The organism is Micromonospora sp. CA-248212 (genome assembly GCF_050948405.1).
Taxonomy (GTDB): domain Bacteria; phylum Actinomycetota; class Actinomycetes; order Mycobacteriales; family Micromonosporaceae; genus Micromonospora.
Genome location: NZ_CP192023.1, coordinates 1,831,663 through 1,845,196 on the forward strand (window position 1 = coordinate 1,831,663; position 13,534 = coordinate 1,845,196).

Here is a 13,534-nt window from a genome sequence, read left to right on the forward strand (position 1 = left end):
AGTGCCCTTTTCGCCACTCGGGTAGACTCCGCCGACTGTGACGCCTGCCGAGTCCCGCGCCCTCGCTTCCCGGGCCAGGTCCGTCGGGGCGCCCGGCGACTCCGCCGCCCTGACCGACCGGGTCGACACCGCCCCGGCCCCGGTGACCTCGACCGCGCCCGAAACAACCGCGCCGGCCCAGGCCGTGCCGCACGAGGTCGCGGTGGACCAGGCCGCGCTGGCCCAGGCCGCGCCGGCCCAGGCCGTGCCGCACGAGGTCGCGCTGGACCAGGTCGTGCCGCACGAGGTCGACCGGGACGAGACCGGGGCGGCGACCACCGCGCCGGACGGGACGGTCCCGGCGTCCGGGCCGAGGCGGAGCCGTTGGGCCCGCTGGACCCGACGGCGGCAACACCTGGCGGTCGGGGCGCTGTTCCTGCTCGCCGCCCTCTGGGTGACCAGCCGGCTCTGGCTGGACCCGGCCGGCCGGGTGGCGTCGCTCTACACCGGTGACCCGGCTCAGGTGCAGTTCTTCCTCGCCCACTCGGTACGGGTGGTGCTGCACGGTGAGTACCCGTTCTACACCGAGCAGTTCAACTACCCCGACGGCGTCAACCTGATGGCCAACACGGCGGTGCTGGCGCTGGGCATCCCGATGGTGCCGGTGACCCTGCTGTTCGGTCCGGCGGTGTCCTTCGTGGTGCTGGTGACGCTCGGCCTCGCCGGCACCGCCATGGCCTGGTATCTCGTGCTCCGCCGCCACCTCGTGCGTACGCCGCTCGCGGCGGCCGTCGGTGGCTGGTTCTGCGGCTTCTCCCCGGCGATGCTCTCGCACGCGAGTTGGCACCCGAACATCATCAGCCAGTTCCTGCTGCCGTTCATCGTCTGGCGGGTCCTGGTGTTGACCCGTTCGCGCCGGCCGGTCCGCGACGGCGCCCTGCTGGCTCTGCTCGTCACCGCGCAGGCGTTCATCAACGAGGAGATCCTGCTCTTCACGGCGCTGGCCTGCGGGATCTTCCTGATCGCTGTGGTGGTCCAGGAGCCGGACCGTTGGCGGGCGGCGTGGCGACCGCTGGCCGCCGGTCTCGCCGCCTGCGCGCTGCTGGCCGGGGCCCTGCTGGCGTACCCCCTGTACGTGCAGTTCGTCGGGCCGATGGCGTACCACGGGCTCAGCGACGCGGTGCAGGACTACGGCAACGACATCGCCGCCTTCTTCGCGCCCGGCTCGGCCACTCTCGGCGGCAACCAGCGGGCCAACGTCAATCTGGCGCCCAACTACTCGGAGGAGAACGCCTTCTTCGGCTGGAGCCTGTCGATGCTCGCCGTCGGCGTCGTGGTCTGGCTGCGTCGGGAGATGCTCGTCCGGGCGCTCGCCGTGACCGGCGCGTTCTTCGCCCTGCTCTCGCTCGGTGAGCAGATCTCCTGGTGGGACCGGGACCTGGTCACCGGGCCGTGGGAGCTGCTGGTGCACCTGCCCCTGCTGGACGCGGTGGTGCCCACCCGGTTCGGTCTGATCACCACGGTGGTCATCGGTCTGCTGCTCGCGATCGCCGTCGAGCGGGCCTGGGCGCTGCGGCCGGCCGACCGACGTACCGTCCGGACGCTCACCGCCGCCGGCCTGGCGTTTGCGCTGCTGCCGATCGCTCCGATGCCGCTGCGGATGGTCTCCCGGCCCCCGGTGCCGGAGTTCATCACCGCCGACCGGTGGCGGGCGTACGTCGGTCCGGACCAGACGCTCGTGCCGATCCCGGTGCCCAGCATGGGCAACACGCACGGCATGCGCTGGGCGGCGGCCACCAACCTCGACTTCAAGATCCCGGGTGGCTACTTCCTCGCCCCCCGCAACGGCAACACCGGTGACCCTGGCCGGTTCGGCGGACGACCCAGCGGAGTGGGCCAACTGCTGGAGGAGGTGGCGACCACCGGTCGTACCTCCAAACTGGACGACCGGCAGCGCCGGCGCTTCACGGACGAGCTGCGGCACTGGCGGGCGGCGATCCTCGTACTCCCGGTCCGTCAGCAGAACGCCGAGCCGTTGCGGCGTACCGTCGAAGAGCTGGTCGGCCCCGGCCGCCAGGAGTTGGACGTCTGGGTGTGGGATGTCCGGACGCTGACCGACCGCTCGGTCTGATGACCACGGGAACGGCGCCGTCGACGACGCCGGCCGATTCCCCGACCGCGCGCCCGCCACGAGCGGCGTGGCTGCCGGACGCGCTGGTGGTCGCGGGCTACCTGACGCTGGCCGCGGTGCTGACCAGCCGGCAGTGGGGCCATCCTCAGCGGCTCTTCCACCAGGCCGGTGACCAGGTGCTCTTCGAGTGGATGCTGGCCCACGCGGCGCACGCCGTGGTCGCGGGGGAGAACCCGCTCTTCAGCGCCGCCCTGAACGCGCCGTACGGCATCAACCTGATGGCGAACACGTCGGTGCTCGGCCTGGGCGTGCCGCTGGCCCCGGTCACGCTGCTGTTCGGCTCGCAGGTGGCGTTTTGTGTGGCGGTGGTCGGCTGCCTCGCCGGCACCGCCACGGCCTGGTACGCGCTGCTGCGCCGTCGGCTCGTCTCCGCCCGTTCCGCGGCGGCGCTCGGCGGGCTGGTCTGTGGATTCGCCCCCGGCATGGTCGCCCAGGCCGGCGCGCACCTGCACGTGGCCGCCCAGTTCCTGCTGCCGGCGATCCTCGCCCTGGTGTTCCGGGCGGGCACCGGCCGGTCGGCGGTGTGGCGGCCCGGTGTCGGCCTCGGGCTGCTGCTCGTCTGGCAGGTCTTCATCGGCGAGGAGGTGCTGGTCTTCCTGGCGCTCGCCGCCGGGGTGTTCGCGCTGGGCTACGCCCTGGCCGATCGAGCCGCGGCCCGTCGTCTCGCGCCGGCCCTCCTCGGCCGGCTCGCGGTGGCGGCGGTGGTCGGCGCGGTGCTGCTGGCGTACCCGCTGTGGTTCCAGTTCCACGGCCCGCAGCACTACACCGGGATGGCCTTCGCCGCGCACGGCTTCCAGCTCGACGCGGCGTCGTTCACCGCCTCGGCCCGGCAGACGGTGCTCGGGGACGACTGGCTGCCGGGTCTGCTCTCACCGAACCCGACGGAGGAGAACTCGTTCTTCGGACCCGGGCTGCTGGTCCTCGCCGTCGTGGTCGTGGTCTGGCTGTGGCGACGACCGCTGGTCCGCGCCCTGGCCGGCTGCGGTGTGGTCTTCGCCCTGCTGTCGCTCGGCACCGACCTGCGGGTGGACGGCAGCGCCACCGGGATCCCGGGCCCGTACCGGCTCGTCGCCGGGCTGCCGCTGCTCGACCTGGCGGTGCCGGCCCGGTTCGCGCTGGTCTGCGTGCCGGTGCTCGGCGTCCTGGTGGCGCTCTTCGTGGACCGCGTCGCCGGGGCCCGCCGGACGGCCGTGCCGGGCCTGCCGGTACGGCTGGTGTGGGCGTCGGCGGTGGCCGCCGCGTTGCTGCCGCTGACGCCGACACCGATCCGGGTTGTTCCGGTCCCGCCGGTGCCGGCCTTCGTCGCCGAGGGCCGATGGCGGACGCTGGTGCCGCCCGGACGGACCGTGGTGGGCCTGCCTCCGGTCACCGGCGCCGCGCTGAGCCCGGTCATGCTCTGGTCGGCGCGCGCCGGGCTGTCGTTCGACGCCCCCGGCGGGTACTTCATCGGGCCGAGCGGGCCGGACGACCCGGCGGCCCGCTGGGGCGCCCCGGACCGGCCCACCGCCCTGCTGCTGCGCCGGGGCGCCGAGACCGGCCTGACACCGGTGCTGAGCGCGGCCGACCGCCGCCAGGCCGTCGAGGATCTGCGGCACTGGCGAGCGGCGGTCGTGGTACTCGGCCGGCTGCCCAACGGCGACGCCGTCCGGCGGACGGTCGACGACCTGATCGGCGCGGGCCGCCCGGTCGACGGCGGGTGGATGTGGGACGTGCGGCCCCTCGTCGGTTGATCAGCCCACCAGGGCGCGGACGTCCCAGACCCAGACGTCGTCGACCCGCTGCGGCGGCCCGAGCAGCGCGGTGACCAGCTCGCGCAGCACCGCCTCGCGCGGGTGGGCGCCGAGCACCACCACCGACGCCCGCCAGAACCGCAGGTCCTCGACGGCCTGCCGCCGGTTCTCGTCGGTGAGCGGGGGCAGGACTCCCGCGTCCATGGTGGAGTAGATGAGGCTGCTGGTCGGTCGGTTCGGCGCGCCGAAGACACCTTCACCCAACTCGTTCGGGCCGATGAAGTAGCCGCCCGGAATGGGGAACTCCTGCTCGGTCAGGGCACTCCAGCGCAGCGTCGGCAGACCGTGCACGTTGCTCGGGATCGGCACCGGCACGAGGGTCCGGCCCGCCGGCACGTACGGTCGCCAGCCGCCCGCGGTGATGAAGTGCGGCGGCGGGTCGATCTGCTGCGCGGGCAGCGGCCGGGGGAACAGCGGCAGCAGGGCGACGGCGACCGCCGCATACCCCAGGGGTCGCAGCCACCGTCGGCGCGGCGCGACCGGCGCGGCGGCCGGCTCCCCGGCGCGCGGGGCCGGCGCGAGGCCCGCGCGGGCCTGCCGGGCCGCCGCGTCGCAGAACAGCGCCAGCAGTACGCCCACCGCGGCGGCGACCACCAGCGCCAGCCGGGTCGGCATCATCATCTCGACCAGCGGCAGATCGTCCGACACGTACGACCACGGGCCGGGGATGTCGGTCTCCACCCCGTCGAAGCGCACCCACGGCCCGATCGAGGCCACGGTGAACACCACGACGAGCACCGCGACGACCCGGGCGGCGAGCGAGCGGCGTACCAGCAGCGCCAGGGCCACCAGCGAGAGCAGTACCAGCGGCCAGCCGAACCAGGTGTTCTGCTCGGTCAGCCCGATCGTCTTCTCGATCGCCGGGTCACCCGCCCAGGTGTCCCGGGCGAAGGAGACGAAGGCGACCAGATCCTCGCCCCAGTTGTGGAAGACGCCACCCTGCAGGCCCCGGTAGGACTGGGGGCCGTCGAACTGGAACCAGATCGGGTACGCCGTGAGCGTCAGGGCCAGCCCACCGGCCACCCCCATCCCGGCCAGGAAGGTGCCGGCCATGGCGCGGGTGGCCCGGGGCCGCTGTACCGCGTACGCCAGCACGACGACGAGGCAGGCCAGCGCGGTGAGGAGCAGCATCTCCTCGTTGATGAAGATCTGGTACGCCACCAGCGCGCCGAGCGCCAGCCCGTTGCGCCGCCACCGGCCCGGCTCGCCGAGGCGCAGCACCCGCACCACGATCAACGGGAGCAGGAAGTTGGAGACGAAGTTGGGTTGGCCGTTGGCGTGGTGGATGATGCCCGGCGCGAAACCGAGGAAGGCCCCGCCCACGAAGGCCGCCGCCCGCGAGCGCACCAGGTGCCGCGAGAGCATCCAGTACGCGGTGCCGGCGGTGGCGGCCAGGGCCCCGCCCAGGTAGAGGGCGTACATCACCTGCGGGCCGAGCAGCATGGTGAGCGGGGCCAGCGGCAGCGTCACCCCGAGCAGCGAGGTGTTGGCCATCATGTTCACCCCGTCCGGGGCGTTCTGCCGGGCCGTGAACAGCGGGTTCTCCAGGTGCCGCAGCGAGTACGCGCCGTGCGCGAACAGCCACTCGAACCAACTGTGGTCGGTGGGCAGGTGCGACGAGACCCGACCGGTCACGTCCCCCCAGTAGTTGAGGCAGACGAAGACGCCCAGCACCACATAGGCTCCGAGGGCCAACAGGTCGGCTCGGGCCGGGCGACGTCGAGGCCGCCGTGTCGGCTCGACCTCGGCCGACGTGGGGTCGGTCACGGAATTCAGCGAGGGGTCTACCACCGGCACAGCCACGACGCGCCATCGTACAGGCGAGGATGCGTCGCTTTTGCCGGGCCGGTACGCCCACGGCCGGTTTGCCGGGCCGCACCCGGTCGGTTGCGCCGGCGATGGAGGGACGGTCCTTGTCGATCATCGAGCTGGGCGAGATCCGGGACGAGCCTCCGTCGCTGCCGCCGGTCCGCCCGCCGCGCGCCGCCGGCCGCCCCCTGCGTACCGTGGCCGTGCTGCTGCTTGCCCTGGTCACCCTCGCTGGCGCGACACCGGTCCGGCACCGTGCCGTCACGTCGGTGCCGACCACGCCGGGCGCCTCGGCGTACCTCACCGAGGATGGCGTCGTGGTGGTCGACGCGTCCACGCCCACCGGGGACCGGTACCTGAGCGTCTACGACCAGGCCGGGCCGGCGGGCGGAGACGGCGTACGGCGTCGGTGGCGCGCGGCGCTGGAGCGCAGCGGTGACTACGTGACCGTGTGGATCCAACGCGGAATGCTGCTGGCGGTGGGTGTCAGCGTCGCCAGCGGTGTGTTGGAGACCACCGCCTACGACGCGCAGACCGGCCAGCGGCGCTGGCGTCACCCGGGGATCGCCCAGCGGGCGACCGACGGGGGCATGCTCCTCGCCAACGACACGGGCGACGCGCTGGGCACGGTGAGTCGGGTGACGCCCGACACCGGCCGGCTCCTGTGGTCGGTGCCGGTTCCGTTCGGTGGCACCGAATTCCACCGGCGGGGCGGGCAGGTCGACCAGATCGTGTTCGTCCAGCCGACCGGTGAGGTGCAGGTGTACGACGCCCACACCGGGGACCTGCGACACAGCGTCGACACGTTGCCCGGTGATCGCTCGGCGTTCCAGCGGGTGCAGGTCGTGGACGACCTGGTGCTGCTCGTACCACCCGGCAGCACCGAGCTGGTCGCCTTCCGGCTGCCCGCGATGGAACGGGCCTGGACATCGCCGGTGCCGCTGGTGGCCTGGGCGGTACCGTGCGCGGATCTGCTGTGCGCGGTCCAGCAGACCGGCGGCATCCAGACCATCGAGCCCGCCACCGGCGCGGTCCGCTGGTCGGACCCGGGGCCGGACATGCTGGTGGACGTCCGGCGGGACAGGCTGCTGGTGGCCACGTCCGAGCAGCAGTACGCGGTGCGCGACGCGCGGACCGGACGGGAACGCGCCGAGTTGGGCCGGTGGCAGCTCGTGAACCAGGTACGCAGGGAGGACGCGCTGCTCGGCGTACGCCCGACGTCCGACGGTCGGCTCGTCGTGGCCGAGCTGGACCTCACCGCCGGCCGGACGCGGATTCTGGACGTCCTGCCGGAGGTGGCGGGCGGGTGTCAGTCGGCGCGGCCCGTCCTGCTCTGCCGACGGCTCGACGGCTCGACGGCACTCTGGAGGTTGTCCCGGTGAGCGATGCGGTGATCGACCTCGGGGAGCTGCGGGACGGGTCGGACCCCGATCCGCTGCCCCGCCCACCGTGGAGGAGGGGGCGTCGGACCCGCACCGCGCTCGTCGCGCTGCTGGTGCTCGTCGGCCTCGCCGCGTCGACGCCGACCGCCCCGCGTGAGGTGGTGACGCTGCCGGCCGGGCCGGGCGCCGACGCGCTGGTCACTGACGATCTGCTCGTCCTCGTGGAACCGCTGTCCGAGCCGGGACAGCGGCAGGTCCGGGCCACCCGCCTGCCCGGCGGCGAGCTGGCCTGGCGGGCGTCCCTACCGACCGAGGGCCGGTACTGGGGGGTCGCGCAGCAGGGCGAGACGCTGCTGGTCACCGGCCACGAGGTCGGCGCGGACGGGCAGGGGACGCTCACCATCGCGTTGGACCGCCAGACCGGGGCGTACCGGTGGCAGCAGCCCGGCAACGCCACCGGGCTCTCCGGCGGCGGCCTGCTGCTGTGGTCGGCGGGCGAGGACGGTGGCGCGCTGCGCGCCGTCGATCCGTGCTGCGGCACGGTGCGCTGGCAGATGTCCGTCGATCCCGGCGTCGACCTGTCGTTCCACGAGGGTGGGTACGGGGTGGACCGTCTGGTGCTGCGCCACCCCGACGGGCCGACCGAGATCCGCGAGGCGGCCACCGGCGTCGTCCTGGCCCGTGCCGACGTCCGCCCGCCCGGCGGTTCGGGCGCCGTGTCCGTGCAGCCGCTGGGCGACCTGCTCGTCACCATCGGTGGCCGTACCGCCATGATCACCGCGTACGGCCTTGACGACCTGCGGCAGCGCTGGAGCGTCCCGTCCGGCGAGGCGATGTTCGCGAGCGACTGCGGTGTCGTCATCTGCGTGCAGACCCGCTCCGGCGGCGTACGGACGATCGACGCCGCGACCGGTGCGCCGCGCTGGAGCGACGACCGCTGGGGATGGGTCTGGCCGTCCGCCGGTCGGCTGCTCGCCAGTTCGGTGGGTAGCTCCCCGCCGGGCGTCGAGAATCTCGTCGTGCTCGACGCGCCGACCGGCCGGGTGCTCGCGGAGCTGGGACGGTGGGAGGTGGCGCAGTACGCCTCCGACGGTCCTCTGATCGGTGTACGCCGACACCCCGGCGGCGGGCTGCTCGTCGCCCGGCTGGACGTCCGTGCCGGCACCGTGCGCACGTTGGACGTGCTGCCGGGGGCGGGCGGGGAGTGTCAGACCCTCACCGGTCAACTGCTCTGCCGGCGGCGGGACGGCGACTTCGGGTTGTGGCGGTTGCCAAGCTGACCACCGGCGGCCCCACGAGGGAGGATTGCTTGCCCGCCGGCACTAGGTTGTCGGTGGTCAGCAGCGAGGAGGCCGGGATGCGGGTACTGGTGGTCGAGGACGAACGCAACCTCGCCGACGCGATCGCGCGCGGGTTACGCAAGCGGGGCATGGCGGTCGACGTGGCGTACGACGGTGACGCCGGCCACGAGGCGGCGTTCGTCACCCGCTACGACGTGGTGGTCCTCGACCGCGACCTGCCCGGCGTGCACGGCGACCAGATCTGCGCCGACCTCGCCGCCTCCGGGGCGCTGACCCGGGTGCTCATGCTGACGGCGAGCGGCACGGTGGCCGACCGGGTGGAGGGGCTGCAACTCGGCGCGGACGACTACCTGCCCAAGCCGTTCGCGTTCGACGAGCTGGTCGCCCGCGTGCAGGCGCTGGGTCGGCGGGCCACCCCGGCCGCGCCGCCGGTGCTCGAACTGGCCGACCTGGTGCTCGACCCGGCCCGCCGGGTCGCCACCCGCGCCGGTGTGCCGGTGGACCTGACGAACAAGGAGTTCGGCGTGCTCAGCGAGCTGCTCAAGGCCCGCGGCGCGGTGGTGTCCAGCGAGGAGCTGCTGGAGCGGGTCTGGGACGCCAACACCGACCCGTTCACCACCATCGTCCGGGTGACCGTCATGACCTTGCGCAAGAAGCTCGGCGATCCGCCGTTGATCGAGACGGTGGTGGGGGCGGGCTACCGCACCGCCGAGGTGCTGCCGTGAGCCGGCCGGCACGGCTGCGGCCCACCCTGCGGCTGCGGTTGACGCTGCTCAACGGCGTACTGCTGGTCGGCGCGGGCGCGATCCTGGTGCTGCTGGCCTGGCTGCTGGTGCGCGACGCGCTGCGGCCCACCGATGAACTGCTGCCCGGCACGACCGTGCTGCTTGCCGACGGCGGCGAGTTGGACGCCGCCCAGTGGCAGCGTCAACTCGTCGACTCCGCCTCCGGGGAGTTGCTGGCCAAGGGCCTGGTCGCGCTGTTGGCGATCAGCGTGGTGGGGGTCGCTGGCGCGTACGCGGTGGCCGGCCGGGCGCTGCGACCCCTGCACCAGGTCACCGCGACCGCCCAGCGGCTCGGTGAGGCGACCCTGGACCAGCGCATCGGCTACTCGGGCGCGGACGACGAGGTGGCCGAGCTGGCGAAGACGTTCGACGCGATGCTGGACCGGATCGCGTCCGCGTTCGAGGCGCAGAAGCGATTCGTGGCGAACGCCTCGCACGAGCTGCGTACCCCGCTCGCCGTCATGCGGACCGAGATCGACGTGACGCTCAGCGACGACGACGCGGACGCCGCCGAGTACCGCCGGATGGCGACCGTGGTGCGGGACGCCTCGGAGCGCGCGAACAGCCTGGTGGACGCGCTGCTGGTGCTGGCCCGCAGCGAGGCCCAGGCCGGGGGTCGGCTGGGCCGGCGCAGCGAGTGCGACCTGGCCACGGGCACCGCCAACGCGCTGTCCGCGATGCGCCGCGAGGTCGACCGGATCGGCCTGCGGGTGCAGACGTCACTGGAGTCCGCCCCGGTGGTCGGCGACCCGGGGCTGCTGGACCGGTTGGCCGGCAACCTGATCGAGAACGCCGTCCGCTACAACCACCTGCACGGCCGGCTGTGGGTACGGACGGGCACCGACGGCGACCGCTCGTGGCTGGTGGTGGGCAACACCGGTTTCGAGGTGGACCAGGCCGACGTGCCGGGGCTGTTCGAGCCGTTCCGGCGCGGCGGCCGGGAACGTACCGGCGCGCGCGGCTCCGGCCTGGGGCTGTCCATCGTCCGCGCGGTCTGTCAGGCGCACGGCGGAACGGTCCGGGTGGTCGCCCAGCCCGGTGGCGGCCTGGAGGTGACCGTCACCCTGCCGGCGGTGGACGCCCCGGCGGTACCGGGCCCGGTGGCCATCAGCGGCTGAGCGACGATTGCGCGACATCACCCTCGTGGAGGACCACTGTGAGTTCGACGATCCACAACATCAGCATCGACTGTGCCGACACGTACGCCCTGGCCGGCTTCTGGTCGAAGGTCTTCGACTGCCCGATGCAGCCGGACGACCTTCCCGGCGACCCGGAGGCGATGCTGCTGCCGCCGGGCGGCCCGGAGGTGCTGTTCATCGCCGTGCCCGAGGGCAAGGCGGTGAAGAACCGGCTGCACCTGGACCTGCAACCCGCCGACCGGACCCGGGCCGAGGAGGTTGAGCGACTGCTCGGCATCGGCGCGACCCTCGTCGACGATCAGACCAGGCCGGACGGCGCCGGCTGGGTGGTGCTCGCCGACCCGGAGGGCAATGAGTTCTGCGTGCTGCGCAGCGCCGCCGAGCGGGCGGCAACCCCGGCGGGGCCGGCGGGCTAGACGCCGTCGGCCTGGTGCCGTACGGCGGGACGCCGCAGTCGCGACGCCCCGCCGTCCCCATGCCGGCGCGTCAGCGCCGGGGCACCGAGAAGTCCTCGGTCGGAGTGGTGTCGCTGGCGCCGTCCGTACTCGCGTGCACGCCCATGCCACGCGCGGCGAAGACCCGCCAGATCTCCCGCTGCCCGCGACCGTGGTTCACCACCCGGTCCGCCAGCAGGATCGCGTCGCGCATGTCCAGGTAGGACGGGTCCGACGGCGACAGCTCCATCGCCCGGGTGATCAGCGAGCGGGCCATGCGGCTGCCGATCGCGGCACGCAGGTCCCAGAGCGTCTGTGCCCAGATCTCACCGTCGGCGTGGATCTCCGGCTCGGTGGTCCCCGGCACGGTCGACGAGTTGCGGATCTTGCCGTAGTCGCCGTACGTGTAGCCGCCCGTGCCCGCGGCGGGGTTGCCGGCACACACCGGCTCGGTGCTGTGCACCGGGCAGTCCATCGCCTCGCTACGCACCGAACGACCGCCCAGGATGTAGTCGCCCTCGCGGACGTCACCGTCGACGGCGTCGTCCCGCTCGAGACCGCTGTCGACCAGGTAGTCCAGGCCGTACCAGTCGCTCCACGCCTCGTACATCGCCTGCGCCTGGGCGCTGATGAGGGTCGAGTTGCCGTTGGCGTCGACCACCAGCCGGTCGGACAGTCCGTGGGTGTACTCGTGGTAGAGGATGTCCGCGGTGTCTCCCGAGTTGCCGGCGAGAACGCTTGCCGACTTGACGAACAGGTACATCTGCATGCGCGGCGCCATGCCGTCCGGCGGGGTCGTCATGTTGGCGTTGTTGGCGTGCTTGCTGTCCGGCAGGCCGTTGGCGGTGTCCGCGCCGTCCATCGCCTCGGCGACGACCGCATCGCCGTCGACCGCCTCGAAGTTGCCGGCCGCCCGGGTGAAGCCGATCGGTGCGGCCGCGAGGTGGTCGTGCCAGGTGCCGAGGAAGGAGAAGAGCTGCGCGGCGTTCTGCTCGCGGTTGGTCTGCCAGGAGTACGGCACCGCCGGATTCCACGAGCACTGCCGTTGCGCCGAACACGGGGCGCCGACCTGGTCGGAGAAGTTCGTGAACGGGAAATCGAAGCTGCTCGCGGCGTTCGGCGCGACCTCTTCCGACGCCTGGGCGACGTTGTCGGCGTTCACGTCGGAGTAGACGTGCCCGACGTTGCCCTCCAGCCGGGTCGCGTTCGGCGGCAACCACCTGTTCAGGTCGACCGTGCGCTGGCTTCCGCCGACCGGGGCGCCCGGGTAGTTCTGCCACGTCGTCGCGTGGTGGTTGGCGACCATGCTCCGCTGGAAGAGAACGCTGCCGTCGGCCGCGTCCACCACGCTGAGGTAGCCCCCGGCCATGTCGATCACCTCCCAGGCCAGTCTCGGGCCGGCCTTCGTGTTGAAGACGACCTGGCGGGCGCGACCGCCGTCGGAGAAGGTCGCGGACGACGTGGTCCGGGAGCGCACGGCCGCGGCCGGCACGCCCGACACGGTGCGTACCGCGGCTCGGTGGGCGGCGACGGCGTCCACGCGCGCCGCGCCGAGCGTGGCGGGCAGCCCGGCCAGCGGCACGCCGTCGACCGCGATCAGGCGGCCGTCCCTGGTGACATGCGCCTTGAGGCCATTGCCGACGACGTCGACCCCGTCCACGCGCTGTACGAAGCTCAGATGGTGGGTGCCTTCGATGTCGACGTAGTCCTTGCGCAGCCGCAGGGCGGCGATCTCGGCGACGGTCAGGCCGACGGCCGAGCGATGGGCCGCCAGATACTCGCGGGCGATCCGCTCGGGCGCGGCAGCGCTCGGCCCGGTCAGGTAACCGTCGAGCCGGGCCAGTCGCCGCAGCGTCGCGGTGTCGCGGTCGATCTCGACGATGCCCTCCGCGCCGAGACTCGCCCGCAGCGAGTTCGCCGCCTCGGCGACCCTGGCGCCGGGGGGAGCGGCCTGCGCGTTGATCGGCAGCAGCGCGGACGCGAGCAGGACGCCCGCCGCCGCGGCGACACCGCGTCGGATGATGGTTGAGCCCACTCTCGTACTCCAATACTTATGCAGGCATCAATGACGCGACAGACGCTAAAGGTCCGTAATGGACATCCACTTGATCGGCGATCATGGCAGTGGCGGGGTGCGCGCCCGGTGCTGTTAGATGAGCGGCCACAGCAGGGTGAAGGGTGTGTGGCGGATGGATACGACGGCGATGGAGCCGGTGCAGGCGTACCTCACCGCGACCGGTGACCGGCTGCGGGCCGACGGTTGCGAGGTGCGGATCGAGGACTGGGGTGGCACGCCGGTGCTGATCGGCTACCGGGGCGACTTCAGGATGCGGTGGATGGCCACCAAGCTGCACCTGTTCACGATCGCCGCGCCGACGATGCGGGTGACGGCCGACGTCCTGGAGGCGTTCAGCACCTCGGCGATGGATTACGTGCTGGCGCGCAAGGGGCAACTGCGGGGCTTCCAGAACGGGGTGGCGGTGCTCCCCGCCCTGGTCGGCCTTGAGGTCGAGCCGGCAGCCGCGGCGTGGGCCCAGGAGAAGCAGCGGCTGAAGTTCGCCGCGCTGGCCCGTCCGGTGGCCGTGGACGCCCGTACCGGCGTCGCCGCCGCCTTCCGAGGGAGCCCCACGCTCGGCTTCATCTACGCGGCTCACCTACGCGGCAAGCTCGACGCGTACTTCCCGGTCGCCTGACGGCGGTACGGCGGGGCCCCGGTCACCCTCG

Annotated in this window: 10 protein-coding genes; 8 read left to right on the plus strand and 2 right to left on the minus strand. The window is 73.1% G+C overall.

Features of this window, described 5'->3' with window-relative positions; genetic code table 11:
* Positions 1-274: 274 nt before the first annotated feature.
* Positions 275-2,110: a hypothetical protein gene (locus ACQP03_RS09105; RefSeq protein ID WP_433461142.1), complete on the plus strand. Its 1,836-nt coding sequence runs from the start codon at positions 275-277 to the stop codon at positions 2,108-2,110.
* On the plus strand, positions 2,110-3,900 hold the full coding sequence (locus ACQP03_RS09110; protein ID WP_433460795.1) for a hypothetical protein: 1,791 nt from the start codon (positions 2,110-2,112) through the stop codon (positions 3,898-3,900). Before ACQP03_RS09105 ends, ACQP03_RS09110 begins: the two co-directional genes overlap by 1 nt.
* Here the strand turns inward: ACQP03_RS09110 and ACQP03_RS09115 are convergent, their stop codons facing one another.
* Positions 3,901-5,727 carry a hypothetical protein gene (locus ACQP03_RS09115; protein ID WP_396832525.1) on the minus strand — a complete coding sequence of 609 codons (1,827 nt, stop codon included), beginning with the start codon at positions 5,725-5,727 and terminating at the stop codon, positions 3,901-3,903.
* Positions 5,728-5,873: 146 nt separating this feature from the next.
* Here ACQP03_RS09115 and ACQP03_RS09120 point away from each other — a divergent pair, with 146 nt between their 5' ends.
* The 5 genes from ACQP03_RS09120 to ACQP03_RS09140 all read left to right on the plus strand — a co-directional run bounded on the left by ACQP03_RS09120 (position 5,874) and on the right by ACQP03_RS09140 (position 10,792).
* Positions 5,874-7,151 carry a PQQ-binding-like beta-propeller repeat protein gene (locus tag ACQP03_RS09120; protein ID WP_433460796.1) on the plus strand — a complete coding sequence of 426 codons (1,278 nt, stop codon included), beginning with the start codon at positions 5,874-5,876 and terminating at the stop codon, positions 7,149-7,151.
* Positions 7,148-8,431, plus strand: coding sequence for a PQQ-binding-like beta-propeller repeat protein (locus ACQP03_RS09125; RefSeq protein ID WP_433460797.1), 1,284 nt, complete (start codon positions 7,148-7,150; stop codon positions 8,429-8,431). Before ACQP03_RS09120 ends, ACQP03_RS09125 begins: the two co-directional genes overlap by 4 nt.
* Positions 8,432-8,508: 77 nt before the next feature.
* Positions 8,509-9,177, plus strand: coding sequence for a response regulator transcription factor (locus ACQP03_RS09130; protein ID WP_355053305.1), 669 nt, complete (start codon positions 8,509-8,511; stop codon positions 9,175-9,177).
* Entirely contained in the window at positions 9,174-10,355 is a 1,182-nt protein-coding gene (locus tag ACQP03_RS09135) for a sensor histidine kinase (protein WP_357171251.1), read from the plus strand. Before ACQP03_RS09130 ends, ACQP03_RS09135 begins: the two co-directional genes overlap by 4 nt.
* Before the next feature lie 38 nt (positions 10,356-10,393).
* Entirely contained in the window at positions 10,394-10,792 is a 399-nt protein-coding gene (locus ACQP03_RS09140; RefSeq protein WP_357122758.1) for a VOC family protein, read from the plus strand.
* A gap of 70 nt (positions 10,793-10,862) precedes the next feature.
* Here ACQP03_RS09140 and ACQP03_RS09145 read toward each other — a convergent pair whose 3' ends face one another.
* The gene (locus ACQP03_RS09145; RefSeq protein ID WP_433460798.1) at positions 10,863-12,845 is read right to left on the minus strand and encodes a M36 family metallopeptidase; all 1,983 of its coding nucleotides are present in this window, start codon (positions 12,843-12,845) and stop codon (positions 10,863-10,865) included.
* A gap of 154 nt (positions 12,846-12,999) precedes the next feature.
* Here ACQP03_RS09145 and ACQP03_RS09150 point away from each other — a divergent pair, with 154 nt between their 5' ends.
* On the plus strand, positions 13,000-13,503 hold the full coding sequence (locus ACQP03_RS09150) for a levansucrase (RefSeq protein WP_357122764.1): 504 nt from the start codon (positions 13,000-13,002) through the stop codon (positions 13,501-13,503).
* Positions 13,504-13,534: the final 31 nt, after the last annotated feature.